This window comes from Asaia sp. HumB, from assembly GCF_030263835.1.
Classification (GTDB): Bacteria; Pseudomonadota; Alphaproteobacteria; order Acetobacterales; family Acetobacteraceae; genus Asaia; species Asaia bogorensis.
The window spans coordinates 541,773-558,492 of sequence record NZ_JARPML010000002.1 but is presented as its reverse complement, the minus strand read 5'-3'; the positions used below and the strand labels follow the sequence as shown (position 1 = coordinate 558,492).

Sequence of the window (16,720 nt, the reverse complement as noted above, 5' to 3'; positions counted from 1 at the left end):
GAAACACTATGCCACACATGATTTTCGTCCAGCAGGACGGCACCCGCAGGGAAGTCGATGCGCCGGTCGGCCTCTCCGTGCTTGAAGTTGCCCACAAGCACGATATCGAACTCGAAGGCGCCTGCGAGGGTTCGCTGGCCTGCGCCACCTGTCATGTGATTGTCGATCCTGAATGGGCCGACAAGCTTTCCGCGCCGACAGACGACGAGGAAGACATGCTCGATCTCGCCTTCGGGCTCGAAAAGACTTCCCGTCTCGGCTGTCAGATCGTTATGACCGATGCGCTGGACGGTCTGGTTGTGCGTCTACCCAAGGCTTCCTGAAGCCTGAAATTCCGTTTTTTCAAAAGTAGAGAGATCTCATGCGTATCCTAGTTGCCATGTCGGGAGGCGTGGACAGTTCCGTAGTGGCCGCGCTCCTGAAACAGGAAGGGCATGAGGTCATTGGCGCCACGTTGCAGCTTTATGATCATGGTCAGGCCGTGTCCAAGCCTGGTGCCTGCTGTGCGGGCCGTGACATTCTTGATGCGCGTGCCGTGGCCGATCGGCTCGATATCCCGCACTACGTCATCAATGCTGAAGATCGTTTTCGCAGCAGCGTGATGGCCAGTTTTGCCGACAGCTATGCTCGTGGTGAAACGCCCGTGCCCTGCGTTGCGTGCAATCAGGGCGTTAAATTCACCGATCTGCTGAGCATGGCCCGTGATCTGGGCTGCGAGGCGATGGCGACCGGTCACTATGTGCGGCGTATCGAGGGTGAGGAGCGGTCGGAACTGCATCGCCCGTCCGACAGCTCGCGCGATCAGTCATGGTTCCTGTTCGCAACGACGCAGGACCAGCTCGACTATCTGCGCTTTCCGCTTGGCGATATGCCGAACAAGGATGCAGTGCGTCAGAAAGCCGAGGAATTCGGACTCGCAATCGCCGCCAAGCCCGATAGTCAGGATATCTGCTTCGTCCCCACTGGCACCTATGCCGAAGTGGTGGAGAAGCTGCGCCCGGAAACCAGCGGAACTGGCGAGATCGTCGATGAGACAGGGCGTATCCTGGGCCAGCATGAGGGCATCGCGCGCTACACGGTAGGGCAGAGCAAACGCTTGGGTGACATCCACACGAAGGATGGCCGCCGCCAGATTGTCAAACGCATTGACGCCACGACGCGCCGTATCATCGTGGGACCCAAGGAAAATGCCGGTCGGAGCGAATTCGCCCTGCGTGACATGAACTGGCTGATCGATGCGCCAGAAACCGGCGTGCGCTGCCAGGTGCAGATCCGGGCTCGCGAGGTGACGCGTGACGCCTGGGTCTATCCTCTTGCGGGTGGCGCACGTGTCGTGCTGGATGAGGCAGCCATGCCTGCGCCCGGACAGGCCTGCGTTCTTTATCGGGACAGCAGGGTTCTGGGCGGGGGCTTCATTCTCGCCTGAACAGGATTATCGTCATGGATAGCCTCGTCATCGGAACGCGCCGCTACTCCTCCTGGTCTCTGAGAGGGTGGCTCGCCGTGCGTTGCGCCGGGCTAAACGTGCCGGATGAGGTCATCGCCCTGCGCGGGGGCGGACAGACGAGCGAAATCCATGCGATCTCCCCAAATGGGATGGTGCCCTATCTGGTGCATCAGGGTGCCCGGATATGGGAAAGCCTTGCGATCTGCGAATACTGCGCTGAGGTCGCGCCCGCACTGTGGCCGGCCGATCGCGTGGCGCGCGCGGTGGCCCGCAGCGTGGCCAGTGAGATGCATGCAGGCTTTCGCGCCTTGCGTATCGCTATGCCCATGAATCTTGGTCGGACAAACCGTCCTTTGCTCGAAACAGGCGATGACGTGCTGGCGGACATTGCCAGAATCGATCAGATATGGTGCGAGACACGCGAGCGCTTCGGTGCAACCGGCCCTTATCTTTTCGGCGCTGATTTCTGCGCTGCTGATATCATGTTCGCACCGGTGGTATCGCGTTTCACCTCCTATGGGGTAACGCTTTCGGCTGTCGGTGAAGCTTATCGGCTTGCTGTACTCGATCATCCCCTGATGCGGGAATGGGCGCATCTCGCCGCGTTGGAGCCTGTTTCCTGGCAGCTTGAGCGTTACGAATCACTCGCCTGACCTCGCGTGTCGCAGCCGCGTATAGTTGGTGGCCGTATAGTAATAGAAACCGTCGTGAGGAAGCTTGGTATCGCTGATGTGGCGACCCATTGGTCGTTACGGAAAAGTTCGAGATTTTTTCTATTCCGACGCCAGTCATCTTGTTCATTACCTGTTGTAATAGGGTGCTTAAATGTCGGTCTGCGGTAGTAGATGCCGCTGTTTAAATAAAAGATAAGCCATATCTATATGTATCTTTTATTACAAATGATGGATTCTGGCTGTTATATCGCTTGTTCATTGCACCGTTGCGAGTTTTTGACAGTTCGGGCTTGGCGATCCTGGCCGGGCCGGGTATAAGCCGCGCCAAACCAGCCATGCCGTTTTGCTCAGGATACGGGTTTGGGCCCTCCTTTCCTGCAATGCACAAGACGGAACGGCGGGCCTCAAGCGACTTGCGTTAAGGACAGACGTGCATGATCACGCTCCCACCGGATTATCGGCCCTCCGACGACGAAGAGTTCATGAATCCGCTTCAGGTGGAGTTCTTCCGGCAGAAATTGCTGCGTTGGCGCAATGACCTTCTCAAGGAAGCCAATCTGACGCTCGCCAGCCTGTCCGAAGGCGGAATTCACGAGGCCGATGTCACTGATCGTGCAAGCGTCGAGACAGACAGGGCCCTCGAGTTGAGAACGCGTGACCGCGCCCGCAAGCTGATTGGCAAGATCAACCTTGCCCTGCAGCGTGTCGAAAACGGCTCGTATGGCTTTTGCGAAGAAACGGGCGAGCCTATCGGTCTGCGTCGCCTTGAGGCCCGCCCCATCGCAACGATGTCGATCGAGGCGCAGGAGCGCCACGAGCGTATGGAAAAAATTCATCGCGACGACTGATTCTTTTTACAAAAAAGCGCATTCGGGGCTTGCAGCTTTCAGGTTGAGAAGCTACGAAGCGCTCCAGTTGCTGCTGTAGCTCAGTGGTAGAGCACTCCCTTGGTAAGGGAGAGGTCGCGAGTTCAATCCTCGCTAGCAGCACCATGATTTCCCAGAAAAACATGACCGTAATTCCCATCGTCTCCCTCGATCCATCGGATGGGAAATGGGTTGCCTCTTGGCAATGGCAGTCGGACCTCCCTCGCGCAACCCGACCATATCAACGTCACTGAGAACCGATCAGACGGTCAAAACGAGCTTCGCAATCATGCCCGAGCGTGTCTCGTTTTCCTCTCTGGCACGCCTGTCCAGGCGGGCCAGAATGCGACGGGGCAGGGTGATGTTGATGTGCTCTACTGACTCGTCGAACAGCGCCGGGTTGACGGCAACAAATCCCCAGATCCAGTCTGGCCCTATCCATTCGCTCCCGGCGCGTAGCTGATCGAGAGACGAGGGGAATGGCACGTTTTGCCCGTTCTCGATGGCTTCCTCTATCCACGAGGTAATGGCCTCGGCCGCGCAGTTGACTGACTCGTCGAATGTGTCGCCTGCCGAGAAACAGCCGGGAAGGTCAGGTACAATTACGCTGAATGCCCGAGTTTCCGAGCCTGTTTCTATGACAATAGGATATATCAATGGCATTCTCTGTGCCTGTGCTATCTGAGGCTGGCCTGCTTGCGTGGTTGTGGCTCGTGCCGAGATCCTTCCTAAGATAAGAGGACGTGATCAAGCCCCCATGATACTCGTGGCATGATATGTGATGTGTAGACCCTGCCTTTCATTTCTGCCCATCCTACTTTTTCAGCCTACAGACCAATTCCTCACTAGGAATCGAGAACTCATACACACGGTACTCATGAGTGGGAAAGCAGCATATACAGGATGTATCGCCCTTTCAGAAAACTCCGCTGAGGCCCACGATCACGCAGTATGGAAGAGACAGGATCGGACTTGATTTGAACTGATCCCCTAGGCGTATACCTCCCTCGTTTATGTCGTGACGCTTGCGATTTTGTCCTGCTCCGCGTTTGACGCTCAATTGGCCACGATGCCCGCTGTGTTTGGCGGCGGATTTGGGGCAGTGAGAGCATTCGCAGTGCAATTATGGTGCGTCATTCGCGCCGCATCTGCGGCTTCCGCTGGAGGAACGGCTCGATATCGCCTATCGCCGCGTGAACAACGTTACCCAACGTCTGCTCTGTAAAGCCTGAACCAAGCGCTCTGCTTTCAATGAAGGGGGCGAACCAGATCGTACATGGCAAACTGGCAGTTAAAACCCGTAATGACTAAGGACCGTAAGTGGGTTGCCCCGGTCCTGCGCGCTAGAGGGACAGAGTGGGATGACGCTACCGCTTGGGCGGCTGTGTGTCGTCGGCATTGGCCGCATGCCTGCTGTTCATGGCGAGGCGATTGACGATATTATAGAGGCCCATCCATCTGGAGCCCTCAGCCGGGCGCGGCCAGAAACGGGCTGCGACCGCGCAGGATGCCACTATGAAGGTGCCAAGCACTGTGAGGTCTGACGCCAGGCTGACGGGAATTATTGGCATGATTGCAGTGTAGAATTGTTGCCAATCGATATTCATGCTCGGATTGTCCTGGAGAACGTTGTCGGAAAATAATCAGATACTGCGCGACGTGCCTGTTACAGCTTGTCCGAAATAGACGGCACGCTCGAGTTGGCGGCGCTTTCTGAGCCCGGGTAGGGCGACCATCTGGCCCTTCACGCTGGCTTTATCCCAGCGTAGTAGTTGCTCACCTGCCGCGCTGTATTGGCCCTGATTGAGCAGGCGGCGCAAAGTCGAGCGATACATTGCCGCGCTACCAATATTGAATTGCCAAGACAGAAGCGCTCCTTCCTGATTTGGCGTTAGAGGGACGGAAATGGAGTCACGCAGCTTCTTGCGCAGGTCAGTCAAAGTGCTCTGCAGTAGGTTCAGTGCGTCGTTTTCTGTCAGCGGGGGTGTTCTTGCTGTAACCGGACTGCCATCAGCGAGAAACCGGTTGCCAATGCCAATCGTCCAGTACCCCGCAGGGCAAAGATAGGGCGCAAGACGCAGCCCCTCGACATCATCACGGCGTAAAAGCGCCGTGGCGATCCTGATTGAATCATCCATTACCTTTCTCTTTTCTTGCGATTTATCGACAACTGATGCGCGACGACGGTGAGCCACGTGCCGCGGCTTAGACCTTTTCCCAAAGGCGTATCTGCCGGTCCCGTCTCAGCTGGAAACCTGCTTTCCGCCAAATCTGCGTGGAGCTGTTCGGCGCATGATGATCGCTTCAGGACACGCTTTCAGCGTTCTTCCCCACTTGGCAGGAATGAAGATAGCGCGTGTTTTTGGGCTGTGTTGCCGTGCTCTAGCGTCGGCCCTGTCGAGCTCTGAGGGTGGGGGAACGCGACTATGATCTGAACTGCAGATACCCTCAGAATGGATATATCCATATCATATTTTCGGATAAAAATGAATATTACGAATTTACGCTCTAATATAAATCTATAAAGTTATTCGGTATATTTTTAATGAGCCCGATTCATGGGAATGATGGGATCTTTGTCTTGCAAGTATGGAAGCCACTACTGCCTGCTGGCGCATTGGCGAAAGAGGATTCCCGTTCCTGAGCGATAGTCTGGCCTCAGCCAAGTCATGAGCGTGCACGTTTGGCTCGTTCCCCACCCGCCTGGGGAACACGGGAATTCGTGAAACCCTCTCCGCAAGGTTTCGTTTTAGCCCGAAGTGATGCCTCTCGGGCATTCACCCGGGGGAGAAAATGTGAAGCAGCGCGACGACTGGCATTTGACGGACGAGCTTGATTACGAACAGGGGCGTGGTGATCCTTTTGCGGCTGCTGTACGAGCCACCCGCATGCCTATGGTAATTACGGACCCGGGTCAGGCCGATAATCCGATTGTTTTCTGCAATGTCGCTTTCCAGGAACTGACGGGATATGACCGCGCCGAGATCATGGGCAGGAATTGTCGCTTTCTGCAGGGGCCTGATACTGATCCTGAGGCCGTCGCCCGGGTTCGGGCGGCCATCGAGGAAGGGCATGATATCGATGTGGACCTGTTGAATTATCGGAAGGATGGATCAACCTTCTGGAATGCGCTCTATCTCTCTCCCGTACGTGACGCAAAAGGTGATATCCGCTTTTTCTTCGCTTCCCAACTCGATGTGACAGAGCGCGTGCAAGCGCAGCACATCATCAACCAGCAGAAAATACTGGTCGAGCGTGAAGTTGAGCGCCGAACGGCGGATTTGCGAGATGCCCTTGAGGCGAAAACCATCCTCCTTCACGAAGTCGACCATCGTGTAAAGAACAACCTGACCATGATCGGGTCGCTTTTGCGCCTGCAAGCGCGCACGATTGATGATCCGGCGATCGTTGCCAAACTCGACAGCATGCTCGAACGTGTCGATGCGCTTGCTGTGGTCCATCGTCAGCTTTATCAGTCAGAGGATATCGCCGCGTTCGACATTGGCGGTTTTGTTGAAAACCTTGCACGCGACGTCGTCGGGTCGAGTGGCCGCGCAGATATACGTCTACTGTTGAAGGTGCGGCCGCTGATGGTCGATTCAGCCCATGCCTCCGCCCTTGGTCTCATCCTCAACGAGATCCTGACAAATGCCATCAAGCACGGTTTTGCGGATGGTCGGGCAGGCGTGCTCAGTCTGTTCGCCGGGGAGGAAAACAGGCTCGGCACAATCCGTATCTGTGATGACGGTCCGGGCATGCCCTCAGTCAAGCGAACCAAGAGCATAGGTGCGGCCCTGATCACCCGTCTTTCACGTCAGGCCCAAGCTCAGGCCACATGGAGTGACAACGGTCCTGGGACTTGCGTCACGATCACCTTCCCAAAAAGCGATACATTCTGATGGCAACTCCCATGGACGTTCTCATTGTTGAGGACGAGATGATCATTGCTATGGATATGGAAGCGCTGATTCGTGACAGTGGTCACGAGGTGGTGGGAGCTGTTGCGTCGCTGCAGGAGGTCGAAGCGCTGCCGGATCACGTTAGTCCGCAGCTCGCACTGGTTGACCTTCATCTCGCTGGGGGATCGAACGGGTTCGAGGTCTGTGCGCATATCCGCGGGAGATGGCCGGAAGCCCTGATCGTTTTCCTGACCGCAAACGTCTCAAAAATCCCCGAGGATTTTTCGGGGGCCCATGGTGTGATCGCCAAGCCATTTTCTCATGCAGGCGTAGTGAACGCATTGCGTTACCTGTCCGAAGGGGTGTTCGATCCACCACCCTCAGTGCCGCGCCCATCAAGCCTCGCAACCTCTGAGCATCTTCGCGAACGCTGGGCAAGCTGCGCCTGAGGCGTGAACCGCGCCAGATCAGGGGCAGTAGCGCCTGGCGCCGTGCACCCTGACCGAGCGGCTGGGCGTTAGAGGATACCGCCCGAGATCGGCATGGTGACGCCTGTGATGTAACTTGCATCCTCACTCAGCAGGAAAGCCACGGTGCCAGGGATTTCCTCGATATCGCCAAGACGACGCATGGGAACACCAGCAACCATCTCCTTCTTGACTGTCTCCGGATCGGTCGAAAAATACTGCGTATTCGTGGCCGCTTGCAGCTCAGTCTGGCGGTCCCACATGAAGCCCGGCCCCATCAGCGCTGGGGCAATGCCATTGACCCGGATGTTATGAGGCGCGAGATCCTTTGAGGCGACCTGGGTCAGGCCAACTACGCCGAATTTCGATGAGCCATAGGCGCCCATGTTTGGAGGGCCCTGCAGGCCTGCCATGCTGGCTGTGTTCACAATGCTGCCCGAACGGCGAGCAACCATGCGGCGCGATACGGCACGCAGCACGTGAAACGCCCCAACCAGATCGATATCGACGACGCGTTGGAAGTCTTCAACGGGGTACTCATGAATCGGAGCGAAGGCGCCCTGATACCCGGCATTATTGAACAGCAGGTCGATCGGACCGACGTTCTTCTCAGCGTAGTCGATGGCTTCCTCGACGCTGGCGTAGTTCGTGACGTCACAAACCACCGTCTTGACCTTCACGCCATGCTCGGCGAACTGCTTCGCCGCTTCGTCGAGTTTGCCCTGATCGAGATCGAGCAGCACGACGTGGCTGCCTTCTTTCGCCAGTCGGCGCGCCACGGCAAGCCCGATATTGCCAGCGGCACCGGTCACGAGAGCTGTCTTGCCAGCGAAACGTTTCGTCTCACTCATTGGTTGTCATCCTTCATGGTCGTATCCCGGCCTTTCGATCGGGATGCGCCGATAGACCCTGCCTTGCCCTTAGCGGCATAGGCGCGGGTCGGTTCCTCATAACTAGCAGTATAGCAGCGCTTTCGCATTGCTATGCATCAAAGGGTTTTAAGCATCCCGCCATCAACGAAATAGGATGACCCCACGCTGTAGGAAGCCTTGTCGGAGCACAGGAACACAAAGAAGTTGGCCAGTTCCTCGGGTGATCCAAAGCGCTTGATAGGGGCATGTTCGTCGGCAACCCCCTGCAGATAGGCTTCCCAGTCGCCACCGCTCTCGCTGGTTAGTTGCTTGGCGGTCTTGATCCAGTCAGGCGTCAGGATCAGGCCTGGATTGACGCAGTTCACGCGGATGTTGTCCTTGATCACCTCTGTCGAGAGGGTTTTCGAGAACATCATTAAGGCTGCCTTGGTGACATTGTAAATCGGCTCGTACCACAGCGGCTGAGCTGCACAGATGGAGGCATTGTGAATGATGGCGCCACCGCCACGCTTCTTCATGCCAGGCACAAGGCCGCGCGCGAGGCGAATGGCCGCCATGACGTGCAGATCCCAGTAGAACTGCCACTTCTCGTCAGAGGCTTCCATAATGGTCTCGTTCGAGCCCGTCCCGGCATTGTTGATGAGGATATCCGCACCACCAAAAGCAGCTTCAGTTTCACGAACGATGCTTTCGATACCCTCGCTCGTGGCTACATCGGCAGCAACAGGCAGGCAGCGCACACCAAAGCTTGCCGCAAGCTTTGATGCCGCTTCTGTCAAGCGTTCCTTGTCGCGCGCCACCATGACGATGTGAGCACCCTCACGGGCCAGACCTTCCGCCACAGCAAGGCCTATACCGACACTACCGCCTGTGATGACGGCAACTTTATCCTTGAGACCCAGATCCATTCCGATTGTCCTTGTGAGATCCTGCGTCGCCTCCCTGTGAGGCGACCCGTAGGCGGCATACTGAACGAGGGATCAGAAACGGGAGGAAGAGGGAGCGGCGCACAAGTTTGAGTGACATCGAACACGCTACGGTGAGGCTGAGCCGCCGGGTGGTGCGATCGCCGGTCGGCGTCCCGATTGGAGGTGCTTACGGTGATGGTCGGGTGACCATAAGGGATATGAGACTGAGCGTGCTACGATCCGAGCGGGTGACATGCATTCATGCTCCCTCTTCCGCCGGGCCTGTCGATAAAGTTTCCTCCACGGTATCCTGCGCCCCACGCATTCCAGGTGATCGCAAATCTGCCAGAGATTTCGCCTGTACCCGGCAGCTTCATCAGAGCAATTACGCCTTTCGACTACAAAAAATATACTCCGGGATCGACCTTATACTATTGATTTTCGGTATGACACTCGTAGTGCTGACGATGCAAAAAGACGAAAATTTGGTATGGGGAGCAGGCCAGCCGAATTGCGCTGAGAACCAAAACCAAAACCAAAACCAAACCTGAGCCCGCATTTTTCTTAAGGCGCTCGCTCTCGCTCGTGTGCCGGAGCAAGGGGCAGGGTAACGGATTGCACCCTGATTTGCAGCCGCTCCGGCATTTTCTCTTGCTCGTCATGTCAGGTGTCGGAGGCGGATATTGCTGTCGAGCGCGTGCTTTGCGTAGGACTGGGTTCGACCAGATAGGCCATGCATCAGTATGTGGTACAATATGCTGCGACACCTCTGGATGGGTTTGCTCATCTGATCAGCGAGTAAGGTCAGACGCACTCGGTGATTGCGGTGCAGGTGAGGGCGCTTGGCCGTAAACGCTGCGACCGGAAGCCCGTTCGTCACCCTCTTGGCGCACCAAATTGCGCCGAACGTCTTACAGTATGTTGTTTCGATGTCGGATTGATATGGTGCTCCGGTTTCACAAGGAAGCGTGGGCTCACTGCATGTGCCGCACTCGACCTCTCTCCTGACATGGTTCATCACCAGAGGCTGCATATAGATAGTTGTGTGAAAGGACGCATTTCATGATCAGATTGCATCAACTGAAGAGCCGGTGCTTTTTCTGCGTCATCGCATTGTCCTCAGTGTGTCTGACACCATTGCTTGCAGGATGTTCGCAGGACCAGAGACCGGCGAAAGCTGCCAATATGGCCAATCCCGCCTCGGTCTATTGTAAGGAGCAGGGCGGTAAGCTTGAGATCCGGCACGAGAAAGACGGCGAGGTGGGCTATTGCCATCTGGCTTATGGACGCGTGGTCGAGGAGTGGGTGCTCTACCGGGCGGCGCATCATTGAGCGCGTAGTTCGCTCAGCCGATGACGGGGAGGGGCGGTTTCACCAGGGCTGGCGAGACGTCGAATCCTCGCGATTTTGAAACACGTCAGCGTGGTAGCGCGGTTGTGAACGAGGGGTTAGGCGCACCATGCAAACAGCGAGTGTGCGACACCGTTAAGCCTCAACCGGGTTGTATCGACAGGTTCATGCAATCTGCTCAACCGTCTGCCTCAGAGCAGAGGGACGCCGTTGCTTCTGGCCAGTCTCTTGTCGAAGAGAAAATTCTCTGGGGGTCGCGGCACTGGATTTGCTGCGAAAGAGACGTAATATGGTCATCAAAGTCCTGCCCGAAACCCTGATCGCCAGCCCGCAGATGTCGGTGCGCGGGGTGATTTTCGACATGGACGGCCTTTTGTTCGACAGTGAGGCCCTCGGCATAGAGGCTTCCATGAGGGCGGCGCGACAATGCGGATTGTCTCTGCCGATCTCCCTCGCCCGAGCCATGATCGGCCTTTCAGAAGACAAGTGTTTTGAGCTTGTTACGGAGCAATGTGGCGTGGCAGGGCAAGCGGCGAAGTTCTTCGCTCTGCAGGAGGCGTGCTTTTCGGAAATGGTCGGTGAGGGGCGCTTGCAGTTAAAGCTGGGCGCCCTCAGTCTTCTCGATCTGCTCGACGCCAGAAATATCCCGCGAGCGATTGCCACGTCTTCAAGTCATGCGCGCGCCACAGCGCATCTCGCTGCTCTTGCCATGCCAGAGCGTTTCGACGCCATTGTGACGCGTGACGATGTAACCCACGCCAAGCCAGACCCCGAACCCTATACGCTTGCCGCTGCCCGTATTGGCGTGACTGCCGAGCTTTGTCTCGCGCTTGAGGATTCAACAGTCGGCGTCAGGGCTGCCGTTGCAGCGGGTATGCGCGTTATCATGGTGCCGGATCTGGCCGAACCGGACGACTTCGCATGGGCCAACGCTCTCGCCATTGTAGAGAGCCTCGATGTCGCCCGGGATTATCTCATGCGCTACGCCCGATAGGGTTCGGACCTGCGTGTCAGGCGGAGCAATAATAACGCAGCCTCCAAGATAACGCTCAGGCTACAAAAACTTCATGCTGTAATCAGAAAACCGGTGAGCCCGTTCAGCGCTGTTTATCACATGCCCGCGATTACTCGAGGCGGGTGAACACCCGCAGGGTTTTACAATCTCACCCGCCATCTCCTCAAATGCAAATCAGGCTTACGTAGTATTGAGTAAGCAAAAATCCATAATATGTTTCGTGTGCGTGGTGCCTGTCATGTTTCTGTCATGTCTTCAATAGGATATCCGGAAACAGCGCGCGTAACGTTAAATATGTGAAGAATGACATTGCTCCCGGTATGTGCGCTGGATTGGCGGAATCCAGAATTTCTCTGCTCAACAAGACATATTTTGACGTTTTTCCTTGCATTTCTCTTTTCCATGCCTATTTTAGGGTCATACACACGATTTCGTGATTGCCCAAACCCTGTGTGCAGAGAGCGCCGGTCGGTGCCCGCACAAACCGAGAGAGGACAATATCATGACCGTAGCTTCCGCTAATGCTACCGATATCCCCGCAGCCCTTCGCGAAGATGGCTCACTGAAACTCGTCATTTTCGATTGTGATGGCGTACTGGTTGACGGTGAGCATCTGTCGACCGCCAAGATGGCTGAAGAAGCCCGCCATTATGGCTGGAACATTTCCAATGACGAGGCCCACAAGATTTTCACGGGTGGTGAACTTGTGAAGATCGGTGAGCGCATCGGCCGTGAGACCGGCACTGAAATGCCCGAGAACTGGGATATGATGATGCAGGACCGCATCGTCAAAATGATGGAAACCGAAGCGGAAACCATCGATGGCGCCCATGACATGCTGCAGAGCGTGCATGATCTGGGCCTCCCCATCCGTATTGGCTCGAACTCTTCCGGTGCTGAAATGGAAGCAAAGTTTTCGAGCACAGGACTTGATGAACTGCTTGAAGATGAGCGCATCCATTCGGGTCGTGATCTCGACATGCCAAAGCCGCGTCCCGATCTCTATTTGCACGCAGCTGAAATGGAAGGCGTGCATCCTGAGAATTGCATCGTACTCGAGGATTCGGACACGGGTGCTGAAGCCGCTCGTCGCGCCGGTATGGCTTGTGTGCTGCTGCGCGACCTCAGTAAGCCTGCTCCCAGCTGGCCTGGCCTGCTGCGCATCGGGCATCTTTCTGAATTCCCGCTGATCCTCAAGCAGATTCTGGATGTGCAATCCGGTGCCAGGGCAATTGCTGCCTAAGGCCTGATACTAGTCCATTCGTGCAAAAGCCGTCCCTCGGGGCGGCTTTTTTTGTGTCTGTTCAGTTGGCAAGGCAGGCAACATTCGTGCCTCGCCCTGCGTTCGGCTTGCTCGGGATTTTCCTTTCCAACCGCCCGCCGGGCCAAGCAAGGACAGGCATCATGTCAGCAAAGGACTTCAAGATGGGTGATGATGTCACCTGGAAGACGAGCAACGGCGAAACCGAGGGCCATGTGGTTAAGACGGTTACAAAGCCGATGAAGATCAAAAGCAATGAGGTGAAAGCGTCCACGGACAATCCCAAAATCGTGGTGGAGAGTGACAAGACTGGCGCGAAGGCCGCGCACAAGCCAGACACGCTGCACAAGAAGTGACGCTGATGCAGGTTCAATCGTTTCGGCGCTGGAGAGGCGCTGCGCTTGCCGCTCTGGCTTTCGCTGTGGCTCCCGCAATTGCGCAGGCAGCAGACGGCAAGTGTGATAACGCGAAATTCCAAACAGATCAGGCCGGTTTTCTGCAAACAGGTCCGACGCATGTCGACCTGCCTGAACATGTCTGCGGAAAAGTCCTGTCGGTCACCACGCGCGCGCGTCATACGCGCAGCGGTGTCCATGGCTACTTCATCATGCAGCTGGCGCCCGGGCAGGTCATTCGTATCGTATCTGATCTCGACCGTATGAACGCGCCGGCGTGGCCATGGGTCCAGCCGGGCGATCAGGTAGAGGTCGTGGGCCGGTACTATTTCGACTCTGCGCGCAGTCAGGGCATTGACTGGACGCATCATGGCACAGGCCGACACTGGGCAACGCCCGGTTATGTCGTCGTGAACGGTACACACTACGAATAAAAAAGCGGTGGGTTTTCCCCACCGCTTTTTCTTCTAGGCTCATATGAGCCTGCCGTTCTGTCTTCCCTCTCATCCGGTGAGCGACCGGGGCGAAAGGGAGGTGTCAGCTATCGCTGGTCGCTTCCGACTTCTCGTCAGAGTCTTCCTCACCATTCTTCGGCGTGGCCGGTGTGGCCTCAAGGAAGTCGAAATGCAACGTGTTGTCCTTTAGACCGATGCGCACCGCACCGCCATTCGCCAAGGCACCGAACAATAGCTCCTCCGCGAGGGGCTTCTTGATCGTGTCCTGAATGACGCGCCCCAACGGGCGTGCGCCGTAATGGCGGTCATAGCCGCGTTCAGCCAGCCATTCCTTGGCCGCGGAACTGATCTCGATCGTCACATGACGGTCTGCCAGTTGGGCTTCAAGCTGCAAAACGAACTTCTCGACCACCCGGCCAACAGTCTCGGGTGTGAGATTGGCGAACGGAATGATCGCATCCAGGCGGTTGCGGAATTCTGGGGTGAACAGGCGCTTGATGGCGTCTTCATCCTCTCCCACACGATCCGTTCGGCCAAACCCGACAGCTTCCTTGCTCAGATCGGCCGCGCCCGCATTGGTCGTCATGATCAGGATGACATTACGGAAGTCGATGGTCTTGCCGTTATGGTCGGTCAGACGGCCATGATCCATGACCTGAAGCAGGATATTATAGAGTTCTGGATGCGCCTTCTCGATTTCATCGAGCAGAAGCACTGCATGCGGATGCTGGTCGATCGCATCGGTCAGCAAACCGCCCTGATCGAAACCCACATAACCCGGCGGCGCACCGATCAGGCGTGAAATGGAGTGACGCTCCATATATTCCGACATGTCGAAGCGGATCAGTTCGACACCCAGCGAGGCGGCAAGCTGCTTGGCCACTTCGGTCTTGCCCACGCCGGTCGGTCCGGAAAACAGGTAGTTTCCGATAGGCTTTTCAGGATCACGCAGACCGGCTCGGGCCAGCTTGATGGCAGAGCTCAGGGCTTCGATCGCCGTATCCTGACCGAACACCATGTTCTTCAGATCACGGGATAGGAGGCGAAGCGTTTCGCGGTCATCGGTTGAGACCGATTTGGGCGGAATACGCGCGATCTTGGCCACGATCTCTTCGATATCCTTGAGCGTGACCGTCTTGCGGCGCTTGCTTTCGGGCAGGAGCATACGCGACGCACCGGCTTCGTCGATGATGTCGATTGCCTTATCCGGCAGCTTGCGGTCGTGCATGTATTTGGCCGAGAGCTCGACTGCTGCCTTCAGGGCGTCATCGGTGTAACGGACCTTGTGATGGCGCTCGTAATTGCCTTTGAGCCCGCGCAGGATCTTGATCGTATCGCTGATGGAGGGCTCGGGCACGTCGATTTTCTGGAATCGGCGCACGAGCGCACGGTCCTTTTCAAAATGCTGACGGTATTCCTTGTAGGTGGTCGAGCCGATGCAACGCAGCGTACCGGCTGCCAGTGCGGGCTTGAGCAGGTTGGACGCATCCATTGCCCCACCCGATGTCGCACCAGCGCCAATCACAGTGTGGATTTCATCAATGAAGAGGATGGCGCCCGGCGTCTGGTCCAGCTCTGTCACTACCGCCTTGAGGCGCTCCTCGAAATCACCGCGATAGCGGGTGCCAGCAAGCAGCGCACCCATATCGAGCGAGAAGATCGTCGCATCGAGCAGCACCTCCGGCACATCACCCTCAACGATGCGCTTGGCAAGTCCTTCGGCAATAGCAGTCTTGCCTACGCCCGGATCACCCACATAAAGAGGGTTGTTCTTGGTGCGGCGGCACAGGATCTGGATCGTCCGCTCAACCTCACCATCGCGCCCGATCAGCGGGTCAATCTTGCCTTCCTCGGCACGCTTGTTGAGATCGACGCAATAGGCGGCGAGCGCTTCCTGCGGCTTGGCGGCCTTGCCCTGCTTCTCCTCACGTTCCCCTTCATCCTTGTCGCGCGACCCGGTCGGGGTGCGGCGGCTGGATTTGTCAGGTGCCTTGGCAATGCCGTGAGAGATGAAATTGACAGCATCGAGCCGGGTCATGTCCTGCAACTGCAGGAAATAGACGGCATGGCTCTCGCGTTCGGCAAAGAGTGCAACCAGCACATTGGCACCCGTCACCTCATCGCGGCCCGTCGACTGCACATGGATGGCCGCCCGCTGAATGACACGCTGGAAAGCCGCTGTCGGCTTAGGCTCGGTGGGGCGGTCGGAAGCAAGGCCCGCCAGATCCTTGTCGAGAAACTCGGTCAGATCGGCACGAAGCTTCTCCAGGTCTATTCCGCAGGCCTTGAAGACCGTCACCGAGTCCGTGTCTTCGGTCAGAGCCAGCAGCAGGTGTTCGAGGGTTGCGTATTCGTGGCGTCGCTCACCGGCGAGGGTGAGGGCGCGATGGAGCGTCTGTTCGAGCATACGAGACAACATGGGGGCGCTCCTTGAGGTCAGGCGTGACGGGTCAGCATGACAGGATGTAGGCAAATAATGGGTTTGTAAAAGGGTCTCTCCTGCCGTTTCCCTGGCAAGGCCGAATAATTTCGATTCAGGCTTTCTCGATCATGCATTGCAGCGGGTGCTGGTTCTGTCGTGCCAGATCCATCACCTGGGTTACCTTGCTCTCTGCCACCTCAAAGGTGAAGACCCCGCAGACGCCCACGCCCTTTTTATGGACGTTGAGCATGATGTTGGTCGCCTCCTCGCGTGATTTGGCGAAAAAGCGTTCCAGAACATGCACGACGAATTCCATCGGCGTGTAGTCGTCATTCAGCATGAGCACCTTGTACATCGCCGGACGCCGCGTTTCAGGGCGCGCCTGAATGACGACGCTGATATGCGACTCGTCGTTATTACCATCCTTGCGCGGTGGATCGTCCTCGCCCGCCAGATGAGGCAGGGTAGGGGCGGGGGTCACCGAGGCGTCGGCTAACCGGGTTCCTGAAACTTCTTTGCGGTACGGCATGATCCAGACCATATGGGATCGACAGGGCGTTCGCAAAGATCAATCGTGTGTTTTACTGGCGCTTAGCGGGCGTATCGACGCGATGACAACCGAGCCCCTGATGCTCGAATAAGGGTTGAAATACGCTTTTGGACGTCAATCGGGGTTATTAAGCGACGTT

18 protein-coding genes and 1 tRNA gene are annotated in these 16,720 nt (G+C 56.8%); 12 read left to right on the top strand and 7 right to left on the bottom strand.

All coding sequences use genetic code 11. The features are described from left to right. Positions 1-8 precede the first annotated feature (8 nt). The 5 genes from P5689_RS03840 (at position 9) to P5689_RS03820 (ending at position 3,113) form a co-directional block, all read left to right on the top strand. A complete protein-coding gene (locus P5689_RS03840) occupies positions 9-323 on the top strand; it encodes a ferredoxin family 2Fe-2S iron-sulfur cluster binding protein (protein WP_285532155.1) in 315 nt (104 codons plus the stop codon). Positions 324-361: 38 nt separating this feature from the next. Next, positions 362-1,426, top strand: a complete 1,065-nt coding sequence (gene mnmA, locus P5689_RS03835; protein WP_122039749.1) for a tRNA 2-thiouridine(34) synthase MnmA — start codon at positions 362-364, stop codon at positions 1,424-1,426. Between the two features lie 14 nt (positions 1,427-1,440). Continuing rightward, positions 1,441-2,100: a glutathione S-transferase family protein gene (locus P5689_RS03830; RefSeq protein WP_285532154.1), complete on the top strand. Its 660-nt coding sequence runs from the start codon at positions 1,441-1,443 to the stop codon at positions 2,098-2,100. Between the two features lie 455 nt (positions 2,101-2,555). Continuing rightward, positions 2,556-2,969, top strand: a complete 414-nt coding sequence (gene dksA / locus P5689_RS03825; RefSeq protein ID WP_023979604.1) for an RNA polymerase-binding protein DksA — start codon at positions 2,556-2,558, stop codon at positions 2,967-2,969. A gap of 69 nt (positions 2,970-3,038) precedes the next feature. Continuing rightward, positions 3,039-3,113: transfer RNA gene (locus P5689_RS03820), tRNA-Thr, on the top strand. A 135-nt stretch (positions 3,114-3,248) separates the two neighbouring features. Here the strand turns inward: P5689_RS03820 and P5689_RS03815 are convergent. From P5689_RS03815 to P5689_RS03805, 3 genes are all read right to left on the bottom strand, one after another. Continuing rightward, the gene (locus P5689_RS03815; protein WP_336717165.1) at positions 3,249-3,650 is read right to left on the bottom strand and encodes a type II toxin-antitoxin system HicB family antitoxin; all 402 of its coding nucleotides are present in this window, start codon (positions 3,648-3,650) and stop codon (positions 3,249-3,251) included. A 704-nt stretch (positions 3,651-4,354) separates the two neighbouring features. Then, complete coding sequence (locus P5689_RS03810) at positions 4,355-4,594, bottom strand: hypothetical protein (protein WP_023977602.1); 240 nt, start codon at positions 4,592-4,594, stop codon at positions 4,355-4,357. A gap of 36 nt (positions 4,595-4,630) precedes the next feature. Further along, positions 4,631-5,125: a lysozyme gene (locus tag P5689_RS03805; RefSeq protein WP_285532152.1), complete on the bottom strand. Its 495-nt coding sequence runs from the start codon at positions 5,123-5,125 to the stop codon at positions 4,631-4,633. A 657-nt stretch (positions 5,126-5,782) separates the two neighbouring features. On the opposite strand from P5689_RS03805, the gene P5689_RS03800 reads away from it, so the two are divergent. Beyond that, positions 5,783-6,886, top strand: a complete 1,104-nt coding sequence (locus P5689_RS03800) for a histidine kinase dimerization/phosphoacceptor domain -containing protein (RefSeq protein ID WP_035439324.1) — start codon at positions 5,783-5,785, stop codon at positions 6,884-6,886. Between the two features lie 11 nt (positions 6,887-6,897). Further along, on the top strand, positions 6,898-7,335 hold the full coding sequence (locus P5689_RS03795; protein ID WP_200863450.1) for a response regulator: 438 nt from the start codon (positions 6,898-6,900) through the stop codon (positions 7,333-7,335). Positions 7,336-7,403: 68 nt separating this feature from the next. Here P5689_RS03795 and P5689_RS03790 read toward each other — a convergent pair whose 3' ends face one another. Beyond that, a complete protein-coding gene (locus P5689_RS03790; protein WP_023977606.1) occupies positions 7,404-8,204 on the bottom strand; it encodes an SDR family NAD(P)-dependent oxidoreductase in 801 nt (266 codons plus the stop codon). 137 nt (positions 8,205-8,341) lie between these two features. Continuing rightward, positions 8,342-9,133, bottom strand: a complete 792-nt coding sequence (locus P5689_RS03785) for an SDR family NAD(P)-dependent oxidoreductase (protein WP_062165044.1) — start codon at positions 9,131-9,133, stop codon at positions 8,342-8,344. Between the two features lie 1,062 nt (positions 9,134-10,195). On the opposite strand from P5689_RS03785, the gene P5689_RS03780 reads away from it, so the two are divergent. The 5 genes from P5689_RS03780 to P5689_RS03760 all read left to right on the top strand — a co-directional run bounded on the left by P5689_RS03780 (position 10,196) and on the right by P5689_RS03760 (position 13,588). After that, on the top strand, positions 10,196-10,465 hold the full coding sequence (locus tag P5689_RS03780; protein ID WP_285532150.1) for a DUF333 domain-containing protein: 270 nt from the start codon (positions 10,196-10,198) through the stop codon (positions 10,463-10,465). 307 nt (positions 10,466-10,772) lie between these two features. Next, positions 10,773-11,477 carry an HAD family phosphatase gene (locus P5689_RS03775; RefSeq protein WP_285532149.1) on the top strand — a complete coding sequence of 235 codons (705 nt, stop codon included), beginning with the start codon at positions 10,773-10,775 and terminating at the stop codon, positions 11,475-11,477. Positions 11,478-12,000: 523 nt separating this feature from the next. Then, positions 12,001-12,741 carry an HAD family phosphatase gene (locus tag P5689_RS03770; RefSeq protein ID WP_285532148.1) on the top strand — a complete coding sequence of 247 codons (741 nt, stop codon included), beginning with the start codon at positions 12,001-12,003 and terminating at the stop codon, positions 12,739-12,741. A 20-nt stretch (positions 12,742-12,761) separates the two neighbouring features. Beyond that, positions 12,762-13,115: a DUF2945 domain-containing protein gene (locus tag P5689_RS03765; protein ID WP_285532147.1), complete on the top strand. Its 354-nt coding sequence runs from the start codon at positions 12,762-12,764 to the stop codon at positions 13,113-13,115. Between the two features lie 5 nt (positions 13,116-13,120). Then, on the top strand, positions 13,121-13,588 hold the full coding sequence (locus P5689_RS03760) for a DUF3465 domain-containing protein (RefSeq protein ID WP_285532146.1): 468 nt from the start codon (positions 13,121-13,123) through the stop codon (positions 13,586-13,588). A 103-nt stretch (positions 13,589-13,691) separates the two neighbouring features. Here P5689_RS03760 and clpA read toward each other — a convergent pair whose 3' ends face one another. Then, positions 13,692-16,028, bottom strand: coding sequence for an ATP-dependent Clp protease ATP-binding subunit ClpA (gene clpA / locus P5689_RS03755; RefSeq protein WP_285532145.1), 2,337 nt, complete (start codon positions 16,026-16,028; stop codon positions 13,692-13,694). A 115-nt stretch (positions 16,029-16,143) separates the two neighbouring features. Further along, a complete protein-coding gene (clpS, locus tag P5689_RS03750; protein ID WP_408868532.1) occupies positions 16,144-16,512 on the bottom strand; it encodes an ATP-dependent Clp protease adapter ClpS in 369 nt (122 codons plus the stop codon). Positions 16,513-16,720: the final 208 nt, after the last annotated feature.